Below are 23,485 nucleotides of genomic sequence, written 5' to 3'. Positions count from 1 at the left end.
TTTAAAATATATTTTGTAGATTATGCATAGAGTATAACCGACTTCTATTCTCTTGTCAATAAAAATTGTTCAAAAATATATTCTTTTATTGTGTTGACATTATTTTCTCATTATGATAATATTTTTTTATCAAATATTTGCAAGATTCTTATTTCTATTGCAAATACCAATGTTTTCCATTATAATTTTACAAGGAGGGTCCTATTTTATGAAGTACATGACCGCAGAACCATTTCGTATTAAAATGGTAGAGCCAATTACCAGATCCACCAAAGCCCAGCGCCAGCAATGGCTTCAGGAAGCCGGATACAATGCATTCCGCCTGAAATCTGAACAAGTTTATATTGACTGTATCACTGACAGCGGTACAAGTGCAATGAGCCAGGCGCAGTGGTCAGCTATGATGATGGGTGACGAAGCCTATGCAGGATGCCGCAGCTTTTACCGTCTGGAAGCTTCCGTACAGGATATCTTTGGCATGCCTTACGTACAGCCCACCCATCAGGGACGTGCAGCCGACTACATCATGACTCAGATCTACTGTCGTCCAGGTGCTTATGCCATTGGCAATATGCACTTTGACACATTCAGAGGCAACGCTGAAATGATGGGATGCCTGCCTGTAGATTATGCTATTGCTGAAGGTATGGACACTGCTTCTGCTCCTCATCCTTTCAAAGGAAATATCGACCTTAACAAGATGCAGAGCCTGATCGATGAGAAGGGTGCAGAGAATATATGCGTATGTATCATTACTATTACCTGCAATAATAACGGCGGACAACCTGTATCCATGCAGAATATCCGTGAAGTCAGCGCTCTCTGCAAGAAATACAATATCCCGGTTGTTCTCGACAGTGCACGTTTGGCTGAGAATGCTTACTTTATCAAAACAAGAGAGCCAGGCTATGAGAACAAGAGCATCAAAGAGATCACCAATGAAATGTTCAGTTACTGTGAGACAGCCACCATGTCCAGTAAGAAGGATGGTCTTGTAAATATCGGCGGTCTTTTTGTTACAAGAAATAAGAGTGTTTATGAGCAGGCAAACCAGCTTGCAATTGTACACGAAGGTTTCATTACATACGGCGGTATGTCCGGCCGTGATATGGAAGCACTTGCTGTAGGCCTTCAGGAAGCATGCGACTTTGATTACCTTGACTACCGCATCAAACAGGTGGCTTATCTTGGCGAAAAGTTAAAAGAAAGAGGAGTTCCGATCATCGAGCCTACCGGCGGTCACGGTGTATATGTGGATGGTCGCCGCTTCTTCCCACAGATCCCTCAGAGCGAATTCCCAAGCCAGCGTCTTGTATGTGCACTTTACGAAGAAGCAGGTGTACGTGCTGTTGAGATTGGTGCATGTGCTTTCGGTTCCATTGACAAGATCACAGGCGAGCCTGTTTATCCGGCTATCGAGGCTATGCGTATTGCCATCAACCGCCGTGTTTATACCAACAATCATATGGATGTGATTGCCAATGCACTTGGTGACATCTATGAAAACAGAGATCAGTATCGAGGCATGAAGATCGTTCATCAAGGTTCTATCCAGTCCCTGCGCCACTTCACAGCCGGATTTGAACTTTTATAAATACCACTAATAGTAACTGTTCAGCTCCATGACAATTAACTGAATAGTTACCAATAATCTTCCTCAAAGGAGAACCTACTATGCTGAATGTTGATTTTTACAGACCTATTGTTGAATTCCTTGCCCTTTATATGGGTTCCAATACGGAAGTGATTCTTTGTGACACTGAGAATATTCTTCTGATTGAGAATTCCATGGACGAAGAGCGCTTCGAAGGTGCTCCTATCGGAGAAATGCAACAGGCTCTGATCCAAAATCCAGAGTGCAGGAATATTCCCTACAATATCAATTACCGTACTCTGTCCAAAACAGGGGAAAAGGTCCGTTCAGCAACGCTATTCATCCGTGATGCCAATGGTACTCTTGAGGGGTTGCTTACGGTCAACCAGTGCGTTGGTGAGCTTGTACGCCTGCGCAATATGATGGATATGCTGATCAGCGGAGAACAGGATCATAATGTTCTCCGTAAATCCAAGCATGGCAGTTCACCAAAACAATCTTATGAAGCACTTACCCTGTCTGTGACAGAGATCATAGACAGGGTTCTGGAGGAAGCTACCATCCGTTTCGGAGCTCCTCCTAACAGACTGACTGCCAACGAAAAGATTTCTACTATCCGTGAAATGGACAGCAGAGGTGTTTTCCTGGCAAAAGGCTCCGTCAACGAAGTGGCTGATAAACTTGGCAGTTCTAAAGCCACGATTTATCGATATCTTCATCAACTGGAGACAAAACAATAAATAAAAAGGACAGATATTTAATATGGCACAGAGTATTGATGTGGAAAAAGCCAGAAAGGCCCTTGCAGAATGCGGATATACTGTGGATGCTATCAGCCAGATCAACGAGGGAAGCAACCACTATGTATTTGATGTAACTCTGGCAGGTGGCAAGCCAGCTATCTGTAAATTCGCCAGAGTCAGAGAAACAGAAGAAGGGCTTTCACAGGAAAATAAAGACACTTTGTTTGGCGGTACACTTTCCCTTGGAAGGGAAGCATATCTTTTCCGTATGATCCGTCAGCAAGCAAATGTTCCTACACCGGAAGTGTACGGAGTACATGACTCTCCTTACGGGAAGTTTATCCTCCTTGAAAGAATGAGTGGTATCTCCCAGAAAGAGTGTATGGTACAAAGCGGTTACTCCAAAAAGGTATTTCTTGACAGTATGAAATATCTTGGCCGTGATTTTGCACGCATTCAGAATATTACCTTTCCCTCCTTTGGGAATATTATGGAAGACTCTGTGATCGAGCCTTCTGATATGACTAATTTTTCAGACCGTTTTCTTCAGGTTGTGGACATGCGGCTTCTCCGCTGTCAGCAAAAAGAGGTCTTTACCCCTTCAGAACAGACAGTTGTAACCAGATTTTTCCATGAAAAGCTGGAAGCCTTACGTCCTTATTTTGATAAAGACAAAATGCCTCCTGTATTAGTTTTTACAGACATGCATGCTGAGAATTTCTTCACAGATGCACAGGGCGTTCCTACCGGATATTTTGACCTGGAATCTGCACAGGCAGCACCTGCTGCCCTTGAGTTCTATGGTTTCCGGTTCTTCCTTTACAACTTTTATGACCATACCTGCTTTGAAGAAGCTGAGAAAGCTTTTTTTGATGGTTATCAGGAGGCCGGTGGTAAAAATACTCCGTCTTCTGCTTCTGATTTTGAAGCCATTGATTTTCTTGCAGGATGCCGTCTCCTGGAGCTTGCCCAGTCTTACTGGGGATACATTGATGGGATTCGTGATACCTGGGGTCAGGATATGAAGGATTTGCTGTTCCATTATATGGATACTGGTGTGATTGATTACGATGCGATAGGACGTATCTGGCGTCAGAGAGATAAGCAGCCTGTTATCCCTGCCCGTCCATAGTCACACGCCCTATTGTGTTTTTTATAGAGATATGATACAATCATTCTCGGTTAACGGAATGCAGCGGAAGGGGGAGCGCCCTGCCGCTGCGATCAATATAATCTCCGGCATCTTAACAAGATTGCCGGTGCATTCTTAAAATATGATGACGAAAACCAGATTGCGAGGGAGCCTGTATTTCCAGGCTGAGAGGATCCCGTAAGGATCGACCGAAACCTGTCCGCCTTATATAGGTGGATTGTCAGCATCTGCCTGAAAGTCATTTCTTCAGTACATGCTGCGGTATGTACTTTTTTATTTGGCAGATAATCAAATTTATGGAGGACTTTGTAATGAAGAAAAGAAACACATCAGCACTCTCTCTGGCTCTCTGCCTGGGACTTACCTTAGGAAATACCAGCTTGGCATTTGCTTCTGATGCCAAAACCATTGACTCATTAAAAATCGCATTCTCCCCATACGCAGACTCTGATACTATTACAACTGCTACCGAGCCGCTGGAAAACCTTTTAAAAGAAACCCTTCTGGAAAAAGGCTATGATGTAGAAAATGTAGACATGACTGTGGGCACCAGCTACACAGCAGTAGGACAGGCATTAAGCGCAGGAAGTGCAGATATCGGCTTTATTTCCGGAGGCAATTACGTACTTTTCTCTGATGACTGCGATGTGCTTCTCACTGCACTCCGCTACGGAATCAACAAGGACTCTGATGACCCGAAAGACTGGAATGATGGCACGGTTGAAGAAAATACGGATGACATGTCCACCTATTACCGTTCCATCTTTCTTGCAGGTCCAAGTGAAAAAGGACAGGCACTTCTTGAAAAGGTGAATAATGGTGAAGAGCTTACCTGGGATGATTTAAACGATGCTACCTGGGCTGTTATGGGGCCAACCTCTGCTTCCGGATATATTTACCCCAGCCTGTGGCTCCTTCAACGTTATGGCAAAGGAATCAGCGATCTGGATCATGCTGTAGAATCTGATTCTTATACCACGTCTCTTGCCAGACTTGCATCCGGACAGGCAGATATAATGGTATCCTATGCGCACATCCGCACCAAATATGCACCGGAATGGAAAGAAACCTTTGGCGGTACTGACGATATGATAAACCAGACAGGCGTGATCGGAGTGACAGACAAGATCTACAATGATATGATCGCTTACAGTAAAACTTCTGAGACAATGGCTGACCAGGATTTCCGACAGGCTCTTGGAGATTCTTTCATCGAAATCGCTCAGACGGAAGAAGGAAAGGATATCATCAGCGTCTTCAGCCAGGTTGGCTATGAATGGGGCGACGACTCCAATTATGACGGTGAACGTGAGGCACAGAAACTTCTGAAATCCGAAGAATAAGGAAGGTGATTCCCATAAAGCTCCAGATCCAGCATATTCATAAAGCATTTAAAAATCATGTTACTGCACTGGAAGACATTAGCTTTTCCATTTCCCAGGGAGAATTCGTCTCTGTGATCGGTCCTTCCGGTGCAGGAAAAACAACCCTGTTCCGCCTGTTAAATGGAACGGAAGACTGCACAAAAGGCCAGATCCTTATAGATGATCATCCTATGAAGAACATTCGCAGACAACAAAAACGGCAGTTTAAGAAGAACATGTCTACTATTTATCAGGATTTCTGCCTTGTGGAAAACAGTTCCTGTCTAGAGAATGTGCTTACCGCTGCACTTCCTGACATGAGCTTTTTCCCTGCTGTTCTGGGGCTTTATGGTACTGCACGTACAGAAAAGGCCCTTCAGCTGCTTACCCGGGTCGGTCTGGCCGAAAAAGAACAAGAGCCGGTAAAGAACCTGTCCGGTGGACAGAAGCAGCGGACAGCCATTGCCCGGGCCTTAATGCGGCAGCCTTCTCTGCTTCTGGCAGATGAACCTATCGCTTCTCTTGATCCTGTTACAGGCCGTCAAATACTGTCTCTTTTAAAAGATATTCAACAAAAAGATGGAGTAACAGTTCTTATGAACAGCCACAATCTGGAGCTTTCCATGGAATTTTCCCACCGTCTCATCGGACTTAACAATGGCAGAATTGTGTTCGATGGTTCCCCTGATGAAATAAATGATTCTGTGATCCGTACCATTTACGGAAATTCCAGTGTCTGTCCTCTGAATAAAAACCGAAAGGATGTGGGACTATGACCAGAAGCAGTAAAAACAGATGGAAAGGACTAGCCTGCTTCCTTCTTTTTTTATGTCTGTTTCTTTTTACAGTAGTCTATACACAGTGTGATCCTGTCCTGTTCTGGAAGCGCCGGAGTCATCTTACTGATCTTCTATCCGGCATGTTTCCTATGGATTTTGCTTATATTCCACATATTCTTACCCCACTGTTTTACACCATACAGATGTCTGTTACAGGTACTGTGATCGGCTCAGTACTGGCTTGTATCCTGGCACCTGCATGTGCAGGTTCCATGGATTTCCCAAAATGGATCCGTTATGTTCTCCGTTTTCTCATACAAATCCTACGGTCTTTCCCAGCACTGATCCTTGCTCTTTGTGCCACCTTTCTCTTCGGTCTTGGAACCTTTGCCGGCACCTTTGCCATCACCTTGTATACCTTTGCCATTATGACCCGGCTTACCTATCAGGATATGGAAGCAGCCTCTCCATTGGCTTATCAGGCACTTCGAACCATGGGAGTGTCTCGTTTCCCAGCATACATCCACGGGCTTTTCCCGGAAATAGCCCCCTCTTTTTTCACCAACGCACTATATATGTTGGAAACCAATGTGCGTCACAGTTCTATTCTTGGTTATGTAGGCGCAGGAGGAATTGGTCTTCTTCTGAACGAAAAAATATCCTGGCTGGAGTATGAAAAAGTAGGAGCCATTTTACTGGTACTTTTCCTGGCTGTTTTCACTATTGAAAACCTTAGCCGCTATCTGGCCGCCCTGATCCGAAAAGAATGCACATTGAAAAAAAAGTACATAAAGCTGCTGCTATTTTTTCTGACAGCCCTGTTTATTGTTTGCACCATCACTCTGTCTCCTCCGGATTTTGGCAGAACAAGCCTTCAGACCATGAAAAATATGTTTTCCGGTTTTCTGTCACCAGACTGGGGCTTCTTCTTTTCCACTAAGAAAGACGGACTTTTTACCCTTATCCTGGAAACTCTTTGCATCGCTTTTGCAGGCACTGTAATTGGTACGGTTTTCTCGATTCCTTTGTCCTTTGTGAATACCAGACGTTTTGTACCTGGATCTGTTGCCTTTATTTTCAATCTGTTGATTATTGCCATCCGATCCATTCCTTTTCTCATCTATGGACTGATTTTTATCCGTGTATCTGGCCCTGGACCCTTTACCGGAGTTCTTACTCTTTCCATGTGCAGTATCGGCCTTCTTACAAAACGCTTTACAGAAGCCCTGGATGCCATAGATTTGAAAGCTTATCGCGCCCTGCTGGCTATGGGAGCTCATCCGGTACCTGCTATATGCCATGGTATTTTGCCACAGCTAAAACCAATCTTCATCTCCATCTTCCTGTATCGGTTTGATGTAAATATCCGTGAAGCCTCTGTGCTTGGTCTTGTAGGTGCTGGCGGCATTGGTGCACCCTTGATCTTTTCCATGAATCAGTATGCCTGGGAAAAGGCCGGTGCTATCCTTTTGGGCCTGATCCTGCTGGTTTGGCTCATTGACATGATTTCAGTCAAGATTAATCATATTTTATAAAGCCCAATATAGTTTACATCAATTATAAATTATGATAAAATTAATCACGAATCATTGATGGGCATTTGTCATCAACTGCAAAGTCTTATGCATTATCATAATAGAAAAGCAAGACTTCAGCTGTGACAGGGAGGAGAAAAGTATGAGAAAGCCAGACAAAGGATTAACGCCCATGGAACAGGAAGTTATGAAGGTTCTGTGGGAAAGTCAGCATGAACTGACAAACAGCGAAATCGCAGAAAGTATGAAGAATCAGAAAGTCAGCGTGGCATCTGTTGCACAGACCATGAAGAGACTCCTTGAAAAAGGGGCTGTCTGTGTAGGAGATCATGTCCTTGTGTCAAATGTATATGCAAGAACATTTCATCCATGCATAACCCGCAAGGAGTTTGTCCGGCAGGAGCTTATCCGGCTATGTGACACTGCATACCGTGACCAGATTGTTGGTATGCAGGAGATTCTGGATATCCTTGAAAAACAGATCAAAGTATAACTACAAAGATACTAATGCCAGGCATTTATGCCTGCTCAAACGAAAAAGAAGCCCTTGGATCAGGTGCACATCTGTAATGTGCCGCCTTTCTAAGGGCTTCTTATACTATCTGATACTTTTGTATGATCTGACACTTTTGTACGTTCTGATACTTTTGTATGATTTGATATCTCTTATATGGTCTGGTATCTCTTGTACGGTCAGTGGATTTATTCCCTGAATGTAAGGGATGTATCGCTCATGGACTCAATGATGGCAAGGGATTCCAGACGAACACCCATATCACGGATCTGCTGTCCACCAGACTGGAAGCCTTTCTCAATCACAATACCGGCTCCCTCAAGGGTAGCTCCGGATTTCTTTACAATATCGATCAGTCCCAAAAGGGCACATCCATTTGCAAGGAAATCATCGATCAGAAGAACATGATCCTGCTCTGTGAGGAACCGTTTTGCAAGGATCACATCATAAACTTTCTTGTGGGTAAAGGATTCTACCTTTGTAGTATACATCTCCCCATCCAGATTAACGCTCTGTGCTTTCTTGGCAAATACTACCGGTACATGGAAATACTGTGCTGCAATACAGGCGATCCCAATGCCTGAAGCCTCAATAGTAAGGATCTTTGTAATCGGGCAGTCAGCAAACCGCGCCTTAAACTCCTTTCCGATCTCATTGATCAGATCAATATCCATTTGATGGTTCAGGAAACTGTCTACCTTAAGAATATTTCCAGGCTTCACAACTCCATCCTTAAGAATACGGTCTTTTAAAAGCTTCATGTTTTTTCTCCTTTTTTCTGGGCGTATTGTAAATTAATATCATGATACGCTATTCTTCAAAGAAGTTCAATCCTTTCCTGAACTTTCTTCCTTTGTTGCTGCAGGTGTTTTGGTTGAGGTCAGTGTTTTGGTTGGCGTGGGACTTTCGGTTGGCGCCGGGCTTTCGGTTGGCGCCAGGCTTTCGGTTGGTGCCGGGCTTTCGGTTGGTGCCGGGCTTTCGGTTGGTGCCGGGCTTTCGGTTGGTGCCGGGCTTTCGGTTGGTGCCGGCGTTGCAGTTGGATCTGGAACGATCTGAGATTTCATATAAAAACCATTATCTACAAGGATCTGGTAATTATCCTTGTCAATCACCTGTGCCTCACAAGTATAAGTACCTATGATTTTCTTTCCATTATCATACTGCTCATAGTCATTCACCTCCGGCTTATCTCCCTTAAGATAAGTATCCACCATATCTGCGCAGGCCTTTGCCAGTTCCCTTCCATCCAGGAACAAAGTAAAATCCTGCTGATCCAAGGCAATTTCCTTTACAGAATCAGCTTCTGCACCTACACCGGTGATCATTGGCCAGGCTTCCTGGGAGATTCCTTCTTCCTTCAGTACCTGTATTACCTGACTGGCAAATCCATCATAGGCTGTACAGATGATATCCGGGGTTCCCTCTTCCTGGTAATTCTCTTTTATAATCTCTTCAAATCTGGATCTGGCGCTGTCCTCGCTCCATCTCATTATAGCAGAATCATCAAACGAAGATTTCTGGGAACTGCATACCAGTGTACCGTCATCCAGATACTCCTGCAGGCTTTCCATCAGACCATTATAGAAAAACAGTGCTCCTCCATCATCTGGAGAGCCCATAAGAAATTCGATGGTTTTTGATTCCTTATTTTCTCTTGCCTTTTCCAGCTCTGCATTTTTTATAATGGTATCCCCAGCTTCATTCCCTGCTTTTCTTGTATTAAAGGTAACATAATAATTGACTGCATCAGTATCACGGATCAGCTTATCATAGGCAAATACTGGTATCGGATCTGAATCCTGCTTTATCTCTTCCAACACCTCTGTAAGAGAATATTCGTCTACAGGGGAAATCACCAAAGCGGCTGCTTCTTCTTTTGCCTGGCGGATCTGGTTGATCTGGGTATCCGTATCATTCTCTGCATAATAAGCTTTTGGCTCATACCCTGCATTTTCAAGCTGCTGAAGAAGCTCTTCTTCTTCTAATGTATGCCTTTCATCCTGCCGGTCTGTAGAAAAAAGAACCCCTACTATCGTTGCCGGCTCTTCTTCCTCTGGCTCTTTTGCATCCGCTTCCTCTTTCTTAGGTACTTCAGTAACCGCCGCCTCGCTGTCACCTTTTCCTTCCTTTTCAGTTTCCACACTTTCATTGGCAGCCTCTGTGGCCTTATTAGAACCGCATCCTGTCATCATAACCGAAAATGCTGCCACACTTAATAACAATGCTTTTCCTGCAGTTTTATTAATCATAACACATTCCTCTTTCTTATATGCCTTTATACTCTCTTGCCAGACTTTTCAAATAGTCCCTGTATGCCTGCCCTGCCTTTTTAGGCTTTGCGATATGTACGCTTTTCCCCATACGGGTCAGCCATCCATAAAACTCCGGATCCTCTGCAGTCTGTACCACTGCAGTAAAATAACCGAACTCTTTTTCTTTATACTGAACCTGAGGGCCAAACCAGCGCTGAACTTGAGGACGCGCCGCTTCCTCACATAAAAGCTTGATCTGCTTTTCCTCTTTCTGAAATTGCTTTCTTTCAATAACCCGAACAGGTTCAGCTTCTCTTTGCTCTTTTACTGCACACTGCCCGTCCACGGTTCCCTGTTCGTTTGCTGATGTCTGCCCGTTTGCTTTTCCTGCCAAATAATAACCGCCTGATTTTCCTCGTTTGTACCGGATATCCATTCCAAACAAACGGAGCACTTCCATATCATCATAAATGCTTTTTCTCTCTGCAGATATACCCTGTTCTGTTAATTCGTCCAAAATCTCCTGCATAGACACTGTATGATTCTCCCCTGTACCTTGCAGGATCCTTTCAAGATATAAGATCTTTCCCTTTTGATTATATGACTTTGCCATGTCTTTTACTCCTCTGCCTGGCCGCTTTTAACAAACCTGTGGTACACATATGCATTTGCCTCTGCCTCCTCACTGTCATCAAGAAGGGACAGTTCTACTGGCTTATGATACTTCTGTTCAAGGGCACGGGCAATCAGCCAGTCTGCAAGCTGGGGATTCTTGGGAAGAAGCGGTCCATGAAGATAAGTACCGATCACGTTCTTGTATACTACTCCTTCATAACCTGTTTTCCCATCATTTCCAGAGCCGTACAGCACCTTTCCAAGAGGCTTATTTTCCCCTATAAAAGTCCTTCCGCCATGATTCTCAAATCCGACTACAGGCATATCAAATAAATCGCTTTTAAGCACGATATTGCTGATCAGACGGCCCTCTTCCTGCTCTGTATAAAGGTCTACCAGGTCAAGTCCTGTAATGGTTCCCTGGTCTGTTTTGTAATATTTTCCAAGAAGCTGGTATCCACCGCAGATAGCGATCACCACACCGCCCTTTTCCACATACGCTTTAAAATCCGCCTGAATCTCTTTTAATTTTTCACATACAAGCATCTGTTCCCTGTCAGATCCGCCGCCCAGGAGCACAATATCCAGCCTAGAGAAATCAATCTGATCCCCAAGTTCAAAAGGGATGGTCTCTGCCTCAATCCCACGCCACTGACATCGTTTCATCAGGCACTGAATATTCCCTCTGTCACCATACAGATTCAGAAGATCCGGGTATAAATGTCCAATGGTGATTTTCATTCCTTCTCTCCCTCCATCCTTTTCAGAATATTTCTTGTGCCGAATAAGGCTGTGTAATTCACAAGCACATAAAGATTGGATACTCCATCCTCCACCCTTGCACGAATTGCCTTTTCCACATCAGCCTCCAGCATAGAGGGGATATCCACATACTTCAGACGCAGGCGCATATCCTGACACCGGATACCGCTGACTGTGATTGACTTAACCGAAGGATCCATCAGCCGGTCAAAATCCACATCCCACAGCCAGGAAATATCCCTGCCATCCTGTGCATTGTCATTGATGGTAATAATAATATCCTTAGGAGCTGTATCCTGCATCACTGCCGAAATATTCTGATTAAAGCCGGCAGGATTCTTGGCAAGGTTCAATGTAACACTGCAGCCCCTGATCCTGAACTGCTCCATTCTGCCGTTTTCCGGATTAAACTTATTCAGCATATCCTGAAAATGATCGGCACTGTAACCGGCCGTCCGCACTCCTGCATATGCAGCAAGTATATTATATACATTATAAAATCCACGATAATTAGCCACCAGCCTACGTCCTTCCACTTGGAAAGACAGCTGGTCTGCCACCTTTACATCTGTAGCATCATAGTCCAGGGCAGGTCTGGTAAAACCACATCCGGGACATTTGTAATCACCTAACTGGCTGTAATGATAAAAACTGTACTGAAGACGTTCCCCACATCTTTTGCAGAATCTTCCTTCGCGGATCTCATTGGTATCATTTTTAAGCACCTGTTTGCTGATACCATAGGTAATATATGGATTTCCACAGTCCATGGCCAGATATGCAGACAGCGCATCATCACCGTTTACGATCACCTTCATCTTAGGAACCTTACGGATCATCTCCTCCAGAATATTCATAGTAATATCAATCTCTCCATACCGGTCCAGCTGATCCCTGAAAAGATTCGTCATCACCATATAATCAGGCTGAAGATGCGGGAAAACATGTCTGGTAGAAGCTTCATCCACCTCTATACATGCATAGTCTGCATCCAAACGCCCATTTAACCCTGCTGACAGTACAAATGCTGCCACAACACCGTTGAGCATGTTGGAACCTGTATGATTACATACAACCTTTTGTCCTTCTGCTTCCAGTGCTGCACAAAGCATATTGTTAGTGGTTGTTTTGCCGTTGGTTCCGCATGTTACAAAAATCTCTTTCCTCACCTGGGAAGAAAGCTCTTTCAGGATATGGGGTGAGATCCGAAGAGCTATTTTTCCAGCCCATGTCACACCCTGTCTGCCAAGTTTTTTACATGCAAATCCGGCAAATTTTGCCGCCCAGATGGCTGCAAGTGTTCTTATATTCATTGGTTTCTCTTGTTTACCCTTTCTCTTTCTATATTCCGTTATAGTATACCCTTTTCCATTTAAAAAGTACAGACCGCAATTTCTTTTTGTGTAATACAACATTACAGTTTTTTTGAACAACATGAACAATAAATCATTACAGAGTAATATTCTGTTACACAAAAAAACTGCTGCAGGAACAACAGGCTAAATACCTGCAGTCTTGCAGCAGTTCACAATTCAATATGGTAAATTAAACAAGCTCCAGCAGAACTTCCATAGCGCCATCACCTTTACGCTGGCCGATCTTTACGATTCTTGTGTAACCGCCGTTACGGTTAGCATACTTAGGAGCGATCTCTTCAAACATTTTCTTAACAAGATCAATATCCTTTGTGTTTTTCTTTCTTCCAGCAGCTTTTACCGGAACCTCTTTTACAGGATAGAATACTTTCAGCATCTGGCGACGAGCATGCAGTCTGGAAGGAGAATCTTTCTTGATCTCTTTCTGAACTTCATCGTATACGGTTTTCTTCTTGCCGTCTACAACTTCTTTGACTCTTTTGCCTTCAGCATCTTTTCTTGCAACTTTAGCAGTTACAGTAACTGTCTCGAAGTTATCTCTCTCGCGAACAGCCATAGCGATCATGCTCTCAGCGATCTTACGAACCTCTTTAGCTTTTGCTTCAGTGGTAACGATCTTTCCATGGTATAAAAGACTTGTTACCTGGCTTCTGAGGAGTGCTTTTCTCTGATCAGATGTTCTGCTTAATTTTCTATATTTTGCCATGTTATTTTCCTCCATCTGTGGGACAGCGGTACATGCTTGTTCGGTCTTACTGTACCGCTGCTTTGGCATCCCACTGTAATTATCATTGCATGTGTCCTGGCTGCTTATTCCTCAGTAGGCTGAAGCTGCAGACCAAGTTCTTTCAGTTTTGCAAGTACCTCTTCCAGTGACTTACGACCCAGATTACGAACCTTCATCATATCATCGGAAGTTTTGTTGCAAAGTTCTTCAACAGTATTAATACCGGCTCTCTTCAAGCAATTGTAGGAGCGGACGGAAAGTTCAAGCTCATCAATGCTCATCTCAAGAACTTTTTCTTTCTCGTTATCTTCTTTCTCGATCATGACTTCTGCGGTTCTTGCATTCTCGGAAAGGTCAATGAAAAGGCTTAAATGCTCACTTAACACCTTAGCAGCAAGGCTGACAGCCTCATCCGGATCCAGTGTTCCATTTGTGTATACATCTAATGTAAGTTTATCGAAATCTGTAACCTGACCAACTCGGGTATTCTGAACAGTCATGTTGACTCTGTCTACAGGAGTGTAGATAGCATCTACAGCGATCACACCGATAGGCATGTCATCTGTCTTGCCTTTGTCAGCACTTACATAACCGCGGCCTTTGGTAATGGTAAGCTCCATTGCCAGTCTGCAGTCTTTTCCACCGTTCAGTGTAGCGATAACCTGATCTGGATTCATGATCTCAATGTCCTGATCAGCCTGAATATCAGCAGCAGTTACTACACCCTTGCCCTCACACTCAATGTATGCGGTCTTTGGCTCGTTGTCAGTACTGTTATTCTTGATGGCAAGGCTTTTCAGATTCATGATGATCTCAGTAACGTCTTCTTTAACTCCAGGAATGGAGCTGAACTCATGAAGCACGCCTTCGATCTTAACCTGGCTTACTGCGGCTCCCGGCAGGGAGGACAGCATGATTCTCCGAAGTGAATTGCCAAGTGTAGTACCATATCCTCTTTCAAGAGGCTCTACCACGAATCTTCCAAATTTCTCGGATTTTTCGGTGATTTCGATTTTAGGTTTATTGAAATCAAACACTTTAATGTTCCCTCCTTCTGGGTTTAATCAACATTTGAGGGTATTTATGATTCAAAGGGCTTATCTGGAATACAACTCGACGATAAGCATCTCTTCTACAGGAACGTCGATCTCTTCTCTTGTAGGAAGCTCTTTAACAACGCCTTTTAAGTTCTCCTGGTCAACATCCAGCCAGTTCGGAACAAGTCTTCCGCCTGTGATCTCCAGAATACCTTTGTATCTCTCTGAGCCTTTGCAGCTTTCTTTGATTTCAACTGTATCACCAGCTTTGATCAGGTAAGACGGAATGTTTACACATTTGCCATTTACCAGTACATGCTTGTGATCTACGATCTGACGAGCTTCTCTTCTTGTTCTGGCAAAGCCCATACGGAAGATTACATTGTCAAGTCTTGTCTCAAGCATGATCATCAGGTTCTCACCTGTCTGACCTTTCATTCTGTCGGCTTTCTTGTAGTAGTTACGGAAAGGTTTCTCAAGTACGCCGTAAATGAATTTTGCTTTCTGTTTTTCTCTTAACTGCATACCGTACTCAGATAATTTACGGTTAGCACGTTTTAACTGTCTTGTGGATTTCTTATCAATTCCTAAATAAATCGGGTCAAGGCCAAGAGATCTGCATCTCTTCAGGACCGGTGTTCTATCTACTGCCATTGTGGCTTACCTCCTAAATTAAACTCTTCTGCGTTTTGGTGGACGACATCCATTGTGAGGAACCGGTGTTACGTCACGGATGCTTGTTACTTCAAGACCGCATGCCTGAAGGGCACGGATAGCTGCCTCACGGCCTGAACCAGGTCCTTTTACCATAACGTCTACAGTTTTTAATCCATGAATCAAAGCAGCTTTTGTAGCTGTCTCAGCAGCCATCTGTGCTGCATAAGGGGTAGATTTCCTTGAACCTCTAAATCCAAGACCACCAGCACTTGCCCAGGAAAGAGCATTTCCTTCGCTGTCAGTCAGTGTAACGATTGTGTTATTGAAGGATGACTGAATATGTGCCTGTCCATGTTCAACGTTTTTCTTGACACGACGTTTTGTTACCGTTCTTTTCGTTGTTTTTGCCATTTTAAAACTAACCTACGCTTTCCTTTTTCGATTAATTATTTATAAGGTATTATTTCTTCTTATTTGCTACTGTTCTCTTCGGACCTTTACGTGTTCTGGCATTTGTCTTAGTCTTCTGTCCACGAACCGGAAGTCCTTTACGATGACGGATACCTCTGTAGCATCCGATTTCCTGCAGTCTCTTAATGTTGAGGGCGATTTCTCTACGAAGATCTCCTTCTACCATCATTGTTTCATCAATGACAGCACTGATTTTCTTAACATCCTCGTCTGTCAGGTCTCTGACACGTGTGTCAGGATTAACACCTGCCTGTGCAAGGATCTTGTCTGCACTTGCTCTGCCGATACCATAAATATAGGTAAGGCCGATCTCAATTCTTTTCTCTCTTGGTAAGTCTACACCAGCTATACGAGCCATGTACTGTTTCCTCCATTTTCTTTTACTGAAAGCCTTTCGTCCTGTACACCACTTGTATTTCTACAAGGTGAAATGGGGTGCATCTGTACGCTGCCTTCTCCTTCATTCCTAATTGGGGTGCCTCGGTAATACACCCAGCCGCTTTGGCGTGTTGCGGCCTTTCCGATTTGTTGCGGCCAACGGGCCAACGTCGCCTCTCGGTATTAGGCAATACATGAATAGTTCATTATTTCATCAGTCCTGACAACCTGTCCGGGTGTCTCAACTGCAGCCGCATACCACACAATCCAGACATCAACCCTGACGCTGTTTGTGTTTTGGATTCTCACAGATAATTCTGATAGATCCTTTTCTTTTAATGACCTTGCATTTTTCGCAGATCGGTTTTACAGATGATCTTACTTTCACTTGGAAATCCTCCTTCCGTAAAATATAGCATTAAAATCTGCAGTATGGGCGCACGTATACAAAGACTATACATGCGTACAAAGTGTATTTTAACATTATTATTTCCAAAAAGCAAGTATATTTTTGTTTTTTTTCTTAATAATAATCAGAAATAAATGATGGCCATTCATGTATCTAAAAAACTATTTCCGGAGGAAATCCTGATGAAAGATAAAATATTCGGTGTACTGCAAAGGATTTGGCTAAGCTTCATGCTTCCCATCGCCATGGTTCCTCCTATGTGGCAGGACAGCTGGTTTCTGGTGGACAGAATATTTTCTTTGCCCAGCTGGCGGATGCTGCTAATATCACCCATTTCAGTGCAGATGCTACACGGTATTTTTCAGGGGAATTTATATTCATGATCTTTGGTCTTCCAGGAGCTGCCCTGGCTATGTACCGCTGCGCTAAACCCGGGCGTAAAAAAGCTGCTGTAGCACTCCTATGATAGGAATAAATACAGCAGCCTTTGTTTGCAAGCTTAAAACGGATCTTATTTATCTCTCCAGATGATCCTACCCTTGGACAAATCATATGGTGAAAGTTCAATCGTTACTTTATCTCCCGGAAGAATACGGATGAAGTTCATGCGCAGCTTTCCGCTGATATGTGCAAGAACCACATGTTTATTCTCCAGTTCAACCTTAAACATTGCATTTGGAAGTTTTTCCAGAACAGTTCCTTCCACTTCAATAACATCTGCTTTTGACATTGATTAACCTCCTGTGTCTGTCATCTGAAAACGAGTATTTGTACCTGTAGAATACCCTCACAGTTACGAATATTTCAATTATTTAGTAAGCGTCAGAATCTCCGGTTCACCATCTGTGATCAGGATCGTATTCTCATAATGAGCTGAAAGAGAACCATCCATTGTTACAACAGTCCACTCATCATCCAGCCATACTACATCCGGACGCCCCAGATTGATCATTGGCTCAATAGCAAGTGTCATCCCCGGTATTAGCTTAACGCCTCTGCGTTTCTGCGGGAAATTAGGAATTTGCGGATCTTCGTGAAGATGTGTGCCAATCCCATGGCCAACCAGGTCACGGACAATACCATAATGGTATTTTGCCGCATATGCCCCAATTGCCTTTGATATGTCATTAAGATGATTTCCTGCTTTCGCATACTTAATTCCCTCGAAGAAGGACTGCCTGGTCACATCCATCAGCTGCCTTGCCTCCTGGGATACTTCGCCCACTGCATAGGTACGCGCTGCATCTGAATGGTATCCTTTGTAAATCAATCCGGCATCGATCTTCACCAGATCACCATCCCTTATAACCTTCTCCTCCGAAGGAATCCCATGAACAACCTCGTCATTCAGGCTGATACAGAAAGATCCTGGAAAACCTCCATAATTTAAAAAGTTTGGAATACATCCCAGTGAACGAATCATTTCTTCGCCGATATGATCCAGTTCCTTTGTTGTAATTCCAGGTTTAATATAAGGGATCAGTCCATCATGCACCTTTTCAAGAAGATGTCCGGATTCCCTCATAAGTTGGATTTCATGCTCTGTTTTTATAGTAACTGACATTTGTTTTCCCCGTTTTATTCACCAAGAATAGTCACGATATCCCCAAATACCTCTTCAAGGTCCCTGGTTCCATCTACTGTCTTTAAAACACCCTGGTTTGTATAATAATCAATCAGTGGCTGTGTCTGTTCATGGTACACATTCAGACGCTTCTGCACAGTCTCTGGCTTGTCGTCATCACGAAGAACCAGATCTTCTCCACATGCATCGCATACACCTTCTGTCTTTGGTGATGCATAAACAACATGATAAGTTGCACCGCATTTCAGGCAGGCACGTCTTCCACCCATACGTCTTACAATGTTTTCATCCGGAACATCTACATCAATTGCATAATCGATCTTGCTTCCCAGTTTCTCAAGTGCTTTTGTCAGACACTCTGCCTGTGGAATTGTTCTTGGAAATCCATCAAGAACATAACCATTTTCTGCATCTGACTGCTGGATCCTGTCTACAACAAGGTCGCATGTAAGCTCGTCCGGTACTAAAAGCCCCTGATCCATATATGTTTTTGCTTTTTTGCCAAGTTCCGTCCCGTTTTTGATGTTTGCACGGAAAATATCGCCTGTGGAAATATGGGGAATACCATATTTTGCAGCAATCTTCTTGGCCTGTGTACCCTTGCCGGCTCCCGGCGCTCCTAACATAACGATTCTCATAAAATACCTCCTGCATGGAATTACTATGGGATTATTATAGGTTTCCTTATTTTAAGCAAGGCTGCGATGCAAAATAGCACCGCAACCTTATCATGGCTTTATTCGTTCAGGAAGCCCTTGTAATTGCGGACAAGCATCTGGGACTCGATCTGTTTCACAGTTTCAAGGATAACTCCTACGATAATGATGATAGATGTACCACCAAAAGAAACATTTGCTCCAAATACACCGTTAAAGAAGAACGGAATAACTGCCACAATAATAAGGCCAACTACACCAATAAAGATTATATAATTCAGGATTTTGGTCAGATAATCAGACGTAGGCTTACCAGGTCTGATACCTGGGATAAAACCACCCTGTTTCTTGATATTGTCTGCTACTTCCAGTGGATTAAAGGTAATGGAAGTATAGAAATATGCAAAGAATACACAAAGTAAGATGTACACTACCAGTCCCCAGGTATACTGAAGCTGGCTTGGATTACACCAGTTGTTGGAAGAAAGACCACGAAGGATCTCACCGCCAATACCTGTACTATTTGCCTTTCCTGCCATCTGGGCGATCACACCCGGGAAGGACATAATAGAAGAAGCAAAAATAACAGGGATTACACCTGCTGTATTAACCTTCAAAGGAATATTGGTCGTCTGTCCGCCCATAAGCTTTCTTCCAACCATCTTCCTGGAATACTGTACAGGAATTCTTCTCTCTGCGCCGTTCAGGATCAGAACGAAAACAACCATTGCGATAATGATCGCTGCAATGATCAATCCGGCAAGCATTCCTTTTGCGATAGTCTTACCTTTGATAAAGTTCTCATACAGAACTGTCAGATCACTTGGGACACGGGATACGATATTAACAGTAAGCACGATAGAAATACCATTTCCAACGCCCTTCTCAGTAATACGCTCACCAATCCACATAAGCATTGCTGAACCAGCTGTCAGACACACAACAACTGTAAATCCTTTGAAGAAGGTCATGTTCGGAATAAGACCCTGACGTCCGAATCCGATTGCCATGGCAATTGACTCAAACAGAGCAAGACCAACCGTTACATAACGGGTGATCGCTGTGATCTTTTTCCTTCCTTCTTCACCATCTCTCTGCATCTCTTCCAGTGCCGGAATGGCAATGGTAAGCAGCTGCATGATAATGGAAGAAGTAATGTACGGTGTAATGTTCAATGCAAAGATCGACATCTGAGTAAAGGAACCACCGGTAAATGCATCAAAGAAATTGAATGCATCGCCGGTATTCTGTTTAAACCAGTCCTTAAAGAAATCACTGTCAACTCCAGGTACTGGGAGCTGTGATCCAATACGGATCACAAGAATCATCCACAGTACATAGAGAAGTTTACGCCGCATTTCTTTAACTCTGAAAATATTTTTCAGATTTTCTAACATTAGATCACCTCGACGGTACCACCAGCAGCTTCGATTTTTGCTTTTGCAGTCTCGCTGACAGCATTTACTTTGACATTAAGTTTCTTTGTCAACTCGCCATTTCCAAGGATCTTAACTCCATCTCCTGCTTTGGAAATTGCTCTGCTTTCAAGTAAACTCTCAACAGTTACTTCTGCACCATCCTCAAAACGGTTCAGAATGTCAACATTGATTGCAATAATCTCTTTAGAATTTCTGTTTGTGAATCCTCTCTTTGGCAGACGTCTGTATAAAGGCATCTGTCCACCTTCAAATCCCGGTTTCTTATGTCCGGAACGTGCTAACTGTCCTTTATGGCCTTTTCCGGCTGTTTTGCCGTTTCCTGAACCATGTCCACGGCCTCTTCTGAAGTTATCGCTATGCTTAGAACCATCAGCTGGTCTTAAGTTTGATAATTCCATATTGGCACCTCCTTTTAGTATTCAACTCTTTTAACTATTATGCTTCTTCTACTTTAACCAGGTGCTGTACCTGCTGAATCATTCCTCTGGTTGCAGCATTATCCGGCATCTCAACTGTTTTATGCATCTTTGTAAGACCCATAGCCTTAACAGTCAGTTTGTGCTTCGGAACTGCGCCAATAGGAGATTTTACTAATGTAACTTTTAATGTGTTTGCCATTTTCGTATTCCTCCTTAAGCCAGAATCTCATCAACAGATTTACCGCGAAGTTTAGCAACTTCTTCCGGAGTCTTTAACTGTCTTAAGCCTTCGATGGTAGCAAGAACAACATTCTGTTTATTTCTGGATCCCATACATTTTGTACGGATATTTTTGATACCTGCTAACTCGATTACCGCACGTGCAGGACCACCAGCGATGACTCCAGTACCTTCCGGAGCTCTCTTCAGAAGCATCTGTGCGCTTCCGTAGTTTCCTACAAAATCATGGGTAATAGAACCATTCTCATCTCTGGCAACTGTAACTAATTTCTTCATTGCATCCTCTTTTCCTTTGCGGATTGCTTCAGGAATCTCGGCTGCTTTTCCTAAACCTGCGCCAACGTGTCCATTGCCGTCACCGACAACAACTAAAGCTGTGAAACGGAAGTTACGACCACCTTTAACAACCTTTGTAACACGCTTGATTGACACTACTTTATCTTCTAATTCTAACTGACTAGCATCAATAAGATTACGTTTCATGTGTTTTCGCTCCTCCTTTTAGAATTTCAGTCCAGCTTCTCTTGCTGCCTCTGCCAATGCTTTTACTTTACCATGGTAAATGTAACCGCCTCTGTCAAAAACTACGCTTTCGATGCCAGCTTCCAAAGCCTTTTTACCGATCACGGTACCAAGAGCTGCTGCAGCTGCTACATCGTCTGTGTTCTCAAGCTGTGCTTTTACATCTTTCTGAAGAGTAGAAGCAGATACTAAAGTCTTGCCAACAGTGTCATCGATAATCTGTGCATACATATGCTTGTTTGAACGAAATACTGCAAGACGAGGAGTCGTAGCAGTGCCGTTTAAATGATGACGTAATCTTCTATGCTTATTCTGACGAATTTCCGCCCTAGATGCTTTATTAATCATTTTCTCACTCTCCTTAATTATTTCTTACCAGTCTTACCAACTTTACGTCTGATAACTTCATCAGAATACTTAATACCTTTGCCCTTATATGGCTCAGGTCTTCTCTTATCTCTGATTTCAGCCGCAAACTGTCCAACCTTCTCTTTGCTGATACCGGATACGACGATCTTGTTGTCTTCAACTTTTGTCTCAATACCATCCGGATCTTCCATTTCAACTGGGTGAGAATATCCAAGGCTTAATACAAGCTTTTTACCCTGTTTTGCTGCTTTATAACCAACACCGTTTACTTCAAGTGTTTTGGAATAGCCTTCGCTTACTCCGACTACCATGTTGTGGATAAGGCTTCTGGTCAATCCATGAAGGGATTTCATCTTCTTAAGATCATTTGGTCTTGCTACTACTACATGACCATCTTCAACTTTGATTTCCATTTCTGTAGGAAGCGCTCTTTCAAGTGTTCCTTTTGGTCCCTTTACAGTTACTACATTACCCTCAGCAATAGATACCTCAACTCCTGCCGGGATAGCAACTGGAAGTCTACCGATTCGTGACATACTGTGTGTCCTCCTTACTTAGATTATCGGAGGGGAAACTGTATCCCCTCTGTTTTCAGTGCTGCGTCTTTGGTGTGCATCAGTGTAAGCTTACCTGCTTACCAAACGAATGCCAGTACCTCGCCGCCTACCTGCTGTTTACGAGCTTCTTTATCTGTGATAACGCCCTTGTTTGTAGAGATGATTGCTACACCAAGTCCACCAAGAACCTTTGGAAGCTCATCTTTACCAGCATACACACGAAGACCTGGTTTGGAGATTCTCTTTAAACCAGTAATGATCTTCTCGTTTTTGTCTTCACCGTATTTCAGTGTGATATGGATTGTCTTGCTTGCTCCATCCTCAACTAAATCATACTTTGTGATATATCCCTCATCTAAAAGAATATTTGCGATTGCAATTTTCATTTTAGATGCCGGAACGTCTACTGTGTCATGTTTTGCAGTATTAGCATTACGAATTCTTGTAAGCATATCTGCGATTGGATCGCTCATTGTCATGTAAGTTTCCTCCTCATTCAGACTTTACATGTCTTAGATATATTTTAATAATTTACGTGTTACCTTGTTCAGCAACGGATCTTGCTCATTAAGTGCTTCGATTTACCAGCTAGCTTTCTTAACTCCCGGGATCTGACCCTTGTAAGCTAACTCACGGAAGCAGATTCTGCAGATTCCGTATTTTCTTAAATATGCATGTGGACGTCCACAAATTTTGCAACGGTTGTACTCTCTAGTAGAGAATTTGGATCCACGCTGCTGTTTGATTTTCATTGCTGTTTTAGCCATGAATCTTTCCTCCTATCAATTACTTTGCAAACGGCATATTGAATAATGTCAGTAATTCGCGGGCTTCTTCATCTGTCTTAGCTGTGGTAACGAAGATAATGTCCATACCTCTTACTTTATCAACCTTATCATACTCTACCTCAGGGAAGATCAGCTGCTCTTTAATACCCAGTGCATAGTTTCCTCTGCCGTCGAAAGCATTAGGATTAACACCACGGAAGTCACGTACACGCGGAAGAGCAAGATTGATAAGACGATCAGCGAACTCATACATCTTTTCTCCTCTTAATGTAACCTTACATCCGATAGGCATTCCTTCTCTGATCTTGAAGTTAGCAACGGATTTCTTAGCTTTTGTTGCAATTGCTTTCTGACCTGTGATCAGTTCCATATCAGCGATTGCAGCATCAAGAAGTTTTGCGTTTTCTTTTGCTTCACCAACACCCATGTTAATGACGATTTTCTCGAGTTTTGGCACTTCCATAACATTTTTGTATCCGAATTTTTTGGTCATGGCATCCATGATCTCATTTTTGTAAAGCTCTTTTAATCTACTCACTTATGT

General features: G+C 43.2%; 30 protein-coding genes and 1 pseudogene. 8 read left to right on the top strand and 23 right to left on the bottom strand.

The features are described 5' to 3' along the window. Positions 1 to 208 precede the first annotated feature (208 nt). From AB5916_RS05890 to AB5916_RS05860, 7 genes are all read left to right on the top strand, one after another. Complete coding sequence (locus AB5916_RS05890; RefSeq protein WP_158421063.1) at positions 209 to 1,594, top strand: tryptophanase; 1,386 nt, start codon at positions 209 to 211, stop codon at positions 1,592 to 1,594. A gap of 80 nt (positions 1,595 to 1,674) precedes the next feature. Then, the gene (locus AB5916_RS05885) at positions 1,675 to 2,334 is read left to right on the top strand and encodes a transcriptional regulator (RefSeq protein ID WP_368189710.1); all 660 of its coding nucleotides are present in this window, start codon (positions 1,675 to 1,677) and stop codon (positions 2,332 to 2,334) included. A gap of 22 nt (positions 2,335 to 2,356) precedes the next feature. Further along, positions 2,357 to 3,469: a phosphotransferase gene (locus AB5916_RS05880; RefSeq protein WP_368189708.1), complete on the top strand. Its 1,113-nt coding sequence runs from the start codon at positions 2,357 to 2,359 to the stop codon at positions 3,467 to 3,469. Between the two features lie 332 nt (positions 3,470 to 3,801). Further along, positions 3,802 to 4,833, top strand: a complete 1,032-nt coding sequence (locus tag AB5916_RS05875) for a phosphate/phosphite/phosphonate ABC transporter substrate-binding protein (RefSeq protein ID WP_158421058.1) — start codon at positions 3,802 to 3,804, stop codon at positions 4,831 to 4,833. A gap of 5 nt (positions 4,834 to 4,838) precedes the next feature. Next, positions 4,839 to 5,630, top strand: coding sequence for a phosphonate ABC transporter ATP-binding protein (phnC, locus tag AB5916_RS05870; RefSeq protein WP_368189706.1), 792 nt, complete (start codon positions 4,839 to 4,841; stop codon positions 5,628 to 5,630). Beyond that, positions 5,627 to 7,168, top strand: a complete 1,542-nt coding sequence (gene phnE / locus AB5916_RS05865) for a phosphonate ABC transporter, permease protein PhnE (protein WP_368189704.1) — start codon at positions 5,627 to 5,629, stop codon at positions 7,166 to 7,168. Before phnC ends, phnE begins: the two co-directional genes overlap by 4 nt. 142 nt (positions 7,169 to 7,310) lie before the next feature. Further along, on the top strand, positions 7,311 to 7,661 hold the full coding sequence (locus tag AB5916_RS05860) for a BlaI/MecI/CopY family transcriptional regulator (RefSeq protein ID WP_368189702.1): 351 nt from the start codon (positions 7,311 to 7,313) through the stop codon (positions 7,659 to 7,661). A gap of 209 nt (positions 7,662 to 7,870) precedes the next feature. On the opposite strand, the gene AB5916_RS05855 is transcribed toward AB5916_RS05860, so the two are convergent. The 11 genes from AB5916_RS05855 to rpmJ form a co-directional block, all read right to left on the bottom strand. After that, on the bottom strand, positions 7,871 to 8,443 hold the full coding sequence (locus tag AB5916_RS05855) for a xanthine phosphoribosyltransferase (RefSeq protein WP_173726995.1): 573 nt from the start codon (positions 8,441 to 8,443) through the stop codon (positions 7,871 to 7,873). A 66-nt stretch (positions 8,444 to 8,509) separates the two neighbouring features. Further along, a complete protein-coding gene (locus AB5916_RS05850) occupies positions 8,510 to 9,931 on the bottom strand; it encodes a substrate-binding domain-containing protein (RefSeq protein ID WP_368189700.1) in 1,422 nt (473 codons plus the stop codon). 16 nt (positions 9,932 to 9,947) lie between these two features. Next, on the bottom strand, positions 9,948 to 10,547 hold the full coding sequence (locus AB5916_RS05845; RefSeq protein WP_368189698.1) for a WYL domain-containing protein: 600 nt from the start codon (positions 10,545 to 10,547) through the stop codon (positions 9,948 to 9,950). A 5-nt stretch (positions 10,548 to 10,552) separates the two neighbouring features. Further along, complete coding sequence (locus AB5916_RS05840) at positions 10,553 to 11,290, bottom strand: type 1 glutamine amidotransferase (RefSeq protein WP_368189696.1); 738 nt, start codon at positions 11,288 to 11,290, stop codon at positions 10,553 to 10,555. Continuing rightward, a complete protein-coding gene (locus tag AB5916_RS05835; RefSeq protein WP_158421050.1) occupies positions 11,287 to 12,624 on the bottom strand; it encodes a Mur ligase family protein in 1,338 nt (445 codons plus the stop codon). The genes AB5916_RS05840 and AB5916_RS05835 overlap by 4 nt, the downstream gene beginning before the upstream one ends. Before the next feature lie 232 nt (positions 12,625 to 12,856). Next, the gene (locus tag AB5916_RS05830) at positions 12,857 to 13,393 is read right to left on the bottom strand and encodes a bL17 family ribosomal protein (RefSeq protein ID WP_158421049.1); all 537 of its coding nucleotides are present in this window, start codon (positions 13,391 to 13,393) and stop codon (positions 12,857 to 12,859) included. Between the two features lie 104 nt (positions 13,394 to 13,497). After that, the gene (locus AB5916_RS05825; RefSeq protein WP_158421048.1) at positions 13,498 to 14,451 is read right to left on the bottom strand and encodes a DNA-directed RNA polymerase subunit alpha; all 954 of its coding nucleotides are present in this window, start codon (positions 14,449 to 14,451) and stop codon (positions 13,498 to 13,500) included. A gap of 60 nt (positions 14,452 to 14,511) precedes the next feature. Then, entirely contained in the window at positions 14,512 to 15,105 is a 594-nt protein-coding gene (rpsD, locus tag AB5916_RS05820) for a 30S ribosomal protein S4 (protein ID WP_158421047.1), read from the bottom strand. Positions 15,106 to 15,123: 18 nt separating this feature from the next. Beyond that, positions 15,124 to 15,519, bottom strand: a complete 396-nt coding sequence (rpsK, locus tag AB5916_RS05815) for a 30S ribosomal protein S11 (protein WP_158421046.1) — start codon at positions 15,517 to 15,519, stop codon at positions 15,124 to 15,126. Between the two features lie 49 nt (positions 15,520 to 15,568). Next, complete coding sequence (gene rpsM / locus AB5916_RS05810) at positions 15,569 to 15,937, bottom strand: 30S ribosomal protein S13 (protein ID WP_158421045.1); 369 nt, start codon at positions 15,935 to 15,937, stop codon at positions 15,569 to 15,571. Positions 15,938 to 16,231: 294 nt separating this feature from the next. Then, positions 16,232 to 16,345 (bottom strand): 50S ribosomal protein L36, encoded by a 114-nt coding sequence (gene rpmJ / locus AB5916_RS05805; protein WP_003022746.1) that lies wholly within the window; start codon positions 16,343 to 16,345, stop codon positions 16,232 to 16,234. 280 nt (positions 16,346 to 16,625) lie between these two features. On the opposite strand from rpmJ, the pseudogene AB5916_RS05800 reads away from it, so the two are divergent. Then, positions 16,626 to 16,817: pseudogene (locus AB5916_RS05800) on the top strand (hypothetical protein); the annotation flags it as partial. A 60-nt stretch (positions 16,818 to 16,877) separates the two neighbouring features. Here AB5916_RS05800 and infA read toward each other — a convergent pair. The 12 genes from infA to rplE all read right to left on the bottom strand — a co-directional run bounded on the left by infA (position 16,878) and on the right by rplE (position 23,479). Then, positions 16,878 to 17,096, bottom strand: coding sequence for a translation initiation factor IF-1 (gene infA / locus AB5916_RS05795; protein ID WP_005428560.1), 219 nt, complete (start codon positions 17,094 to 17,096; stop codon positions 16,878 to 16,880). 78 nt (positions 17,097 to 17,174) lie between these two features. Further along, entirely contained in the window at positions 17,175 to 17,930 is a 756-nt protein-coding gene (gene map / locus AB5916_RS05790; protein WP_158421044.1) for a type I methionyl aminopeptidase, read from the bottom strand. A gap of 14 nt (positions 17,931 to 17,944) precedes the next feature. Beyond that, positions 17,945 to 18,589 carry an adenylate kinase gene (locus AB5916_RS05785; RefSeq protein WP_173726991.1) on the bottom strand — a complete coding sequence of 215 codons (645 nt, stop codon included), beginning with the start codon at positions 18,587 to 18,589 and terminating at the stop codon, positions 17,945 to 17,947. A gap of 98 nt (positions 18,590 to 18,687) precedes the next feature. Continuing rightward, a complete protein-coding gene (gene secY / locus AB5916_RS05780) occupies positions 18,688 to 20,004 on the bottom strand; it encodes a preprotein translocase subunit SecY (protein WP_158421042.1) in 1,317 nt (438 codons plus the stop codon). Further along, complete coding sequence (gene rplO, locus AB5916_RS05775) at positions 20,004 to 20,444, bottom strand: 50S ribosomal protein L15 (RefSeq protein ID WP_158421041.1); 441 nt, start codon at positions 20,442 to 20,444, stop codon at positions 20,004 to 20,006. The genes secY and rplO overlap by 1 nt, the downstream gene beginning before the upstream one ends. A 37-nt stretch (positions 20,445 to 20,481) precedes the next feature. Beyond that, positions 20,482 to 20,664: a 50S ribosomal protein L30 gene (rpmD, locus tag AB5916_RS05770; protein ID WP_117852555.1), complete on the bottom strand. Its 183-nt coding sequence runs from the start codon at positions 20,662 to 20,664 to the stop codon at positions 20,482 to 20,484. 14 nt (positions 20,665 to 20,678) lie between these two features. Further along, positions 20,679 to 21,188 carry a 30S ribosomal protein S5 gene (gene rpsE / locus AB5916_RS05765; protein WP_158421040.1) on the bottom strand — a complete coding sequence of 170 codons (510 nt, stop codon included), beginning with the start codon at positions 21,186 to 21,188 and terminating at the stop codon, positions 20,679 to 20,681. Between the two features lie 18 nt (positions 21,189 to 21,206). Further along, positions 21,207 to 21,575, bottom strand: a complete 369-nt coding sequence (gene rplR / locus AB5916_RS05760; RefSeq protein ID WP_158421039.1) for a 50S ribosomal protein L18 — start codon at positions 21,573 to 21,575, stop codon at positions 21,207 to 21,209. Positions 21,576 to 21,592: 17 nt separating this feature from the next. Then, positions 21,593 to 22,132 (bottom strand): 50S ribosomal protein L6, encoded by a 540-nt coding sequence (gene rplF / locus AB5916_RS05755; RefSeq protein WP_158421038.1) that lies wholly within the window; start codon positions 22,130 to 22,132, stop codon positions 21,593 to 21,595. 98 nt (positions 22,133 to 22,230) lie between these two features. Then, complete coding sequence (rpsH, locus tag AB5916_RS05750) at positions 22,231 to 22,632, bottom strand: 30S ribosomal protein S8 (protein ID WP_158421037.1); 402 nt, start codon at positions 22,630 to 22,632, stop codon at positions 22,231 to 22,233. A 102-nt stretch (positions 22,633 to 22,734) separates the two neighbouring features. Beyond that, positions 22,735 to 22,920, bottom strand: a complete 186-nt coding sequence (locus AB5916_RS05745; RefSeq protein ID WP_158421036.1) for a type Z 30S ribosomal protein S14 — start codon at positions 22,918 to 22,920, stop codon at positions 22,735 to 22,737. Positions 22,921 to 22,939: 19 nt separating this feature from the next. Further along, a complete protein-coding gene (rplE, locus tag AB5916_RS05740) occupies positions 22,940 to 23,479 on the bottom strand; it encodes a 50S ribosomal protein L5 (RefSeq protein WP_368189690.1) in 540 nt (179 codons plus the stop codon). Between the last annotated feature and the right edge of the window lie 6 nt (positions 23,480 to 23,485).

This window comes from Blautia sp. 1033sp1_1033st1_G9_1033SCRN_220408, assembly GCF_040929965.1.
Lineage (GTDB): Bacteria > Bacillota > Clostridia > Lachnospirales > Lachnospiraceae > Blautia_A > Blautia_A ammoniilytica.
The sequence above is the reverse complement of the archived record's forward strand: the minus strand, read 5'-3'. Positions and strand labels throughout refer to the sequence as shown.

What these genes read in the sequence shown, in the direction of transcription:
- AB5916_RS05890 (WP_158421063.1), top strand. Translation starts at nt 209, where the DNA reads ATGAAGTACATGACCGCAGAACCATTTCGTATTAAAATGGTAGAGCCA.
- AB5916_RS05885 (WP_368189710.1), top strand. Translation starts at nt 1,675, where the DNA reads ATGCTGAATGTTGATTTTTACAGACCTATTGTTGAATTCCTTGCCCTT.
- AB5916_RS05880 (WP_368189708.1), top strand. Translation starts at nt 2,357, where the DNA reads ATGGCACAGAGTATTGATGTGGAAAAAGCCAGAAAGGCCCTTGCAGAA.
- AB5916_RS05875 (WP_158421058.1), top strand. Translation starts at nt 3,802, where the DNA reads ATGAAGAAAAGAAACACATCAGCACTCTCTCTGGCTCTCTGCCTGGGA.
- phnE (WP_368189704.1), top strand. Translation starts at nt 5,627, where the DNA reads ATGACCAGAAGCAGTAAAAACAGATGGAAAGGACTAGCCTGCTTCCTT.
- AB5916_RS05860 (WP_368189702.1), top strand. Translation starts at nt 7,311, where the DNA reads ATGAGAAAGCCAGACAAAGGATTAACGCCCATGGAACAGGAAGTTATG.
- AB5916_RS05855 (WP_173726995.1), bottom strand. Translation starts at nt 8,443, where the DNA reads ATGAAGCTTTTAAAAGACCGTATTCTTAAGGATGGAGTTGTGAAGCCT.
- AB5916_RS05850 (WP_368189700.1), bottom strand. Translation starts at nt 9,931, where the DNA reads ATGATTAATAAAACTGCAGGAAAAGCATTGTTATTAAGTGTGGCAGCA.
- AB5916_RS05845 (WP_368189698.1), bottom strand. Translation starts at nt 10,547, where the DNA reads ATGGCAAAGTCATATAATCAAAAGGGAAAGATCTTATATCTTGAAAGG.
- AB5916_RS05840 (WP_368189696.1), bottom strand. Translation starts at nt 11,290, where the DNA reads ATGAAAATCACCATTGGACATTTATACCCGGATCTTCTGAATCTGTAT.
- AB5916_RS05835 (WP_158421050.1), bottom strand. Translation starts at nt 12,624, where the DNA reads ATGAATATAAGAACACTTGCAGCCATCTGGGCGGCAAAATTTGCCGGA.
- AB5916_RS05830 (WP_158421049.1), bottom strand. Translation starts at nt 13,393, where the DNA reads ATGGCAAAATATAGAAAATTAAGCAGAACATCTGATCAGAGAAAAGCA.
- rpsD (WP_158421047.1), bottom strand. Translation starts at nt 15,105, where the DNA reads ATGGCAGTAGATAGAACACCGGTCCTGAAGAGATGCAGATCTCTTGGC.
- rpsK (WP_158421046.1), bottom strand. Translation starts at nt 15,519, where the DNA reads ATGGCAAAAACAACGAAAAGAACGGTAACAAAACGTCGTGTCAAGAAA.
- rpsM (WP_158421045.1), bottom strand. Translation starts at nt 15,937, where the DNA reads ATGGCTCGTATAGCTGGTGTAGACTTACCAAGAGAGAAAAGAATTGAG.
- infA (WP_005428560.1), bottom strand. Translation starts at nt 17,096, where the DNA reads ATGTCAAAAGCAGATGTTATTGAAGTGGAAGGAACTGTTCTGGAAAAA.
- map (WP_158421044.1), bottom strand. Translation starts at nt 17,930, where the DNA reads ATGTCAGTTACTATAAAAACAGAGCATGAAATCCAACTTATGAGGGAA.
- AB5916_RS05785 (WP_173726991.1), bottom strand. Translation starts at nt 18,589, where the DNA reads ATGAGAATCGTTATGTTAGGAGCGCCGGGAGCCGGCAAGGGTACACAG.
- secY (WP_158421042.1), bottom strand. Translation starts at nt 20,004, where the DNA reads ATGTTAGAAAATCTGAAAAATATTTTCAGAGTTAAAGAAATGCGGCGT.
- rplO (WP_158421041.1), bottom strand. Translation starts at nt 20,444, where the DNA reads ATGGAATTATCAAACTTAAGACCAGCTGATGGTTCTAAGCATAGCGAT.
- rpmD (WP_117852555.1), bottom strand. Translation starts at nt 20,664, where the DNA reads ATGGCAAACACATTAAAAGTTACATTAGTAAAATCTCCTATTGGCGCA.
- rpsE (WP_158421040.1), bottom strand. Translation starts at nt 21,188, where the DNA reads ATGAAACGTAATCTTATTGATGCTAGTCAGTTAGAATTAGAAGATAAA.
- rplR (WP_158421039.1), bottom strand. Translation starts at nt 21,575, where the DNA reads ATGATTAATAAAGCATCTAGGGCGGAAATTCGTCAGAATAAGCATAGA.
- rplF (WP_158421038.1), bottom strand. Translation starts at nt 22,132, where the DNA reads ATGTCACGAATCGGTAGACTTCCAGTTGCTATCCCGGCAGGAGTTGAG.
- rpsH (WP_158421037.1), bottom strand. Translation starts at nt 22,632, where the DNA reads ATGACAATGAGCGATCCAATCGCAGATATGCTTACAAGAATTCGTAAT.
- AB5916_RS05745 (WP_158421036.1), bottom strand. Translation starts at nt 22,920, where the DNA reads ATGGCTAAAACAGCAATGAAAATCAAACAGCAGCGTGGATCCAAATTC.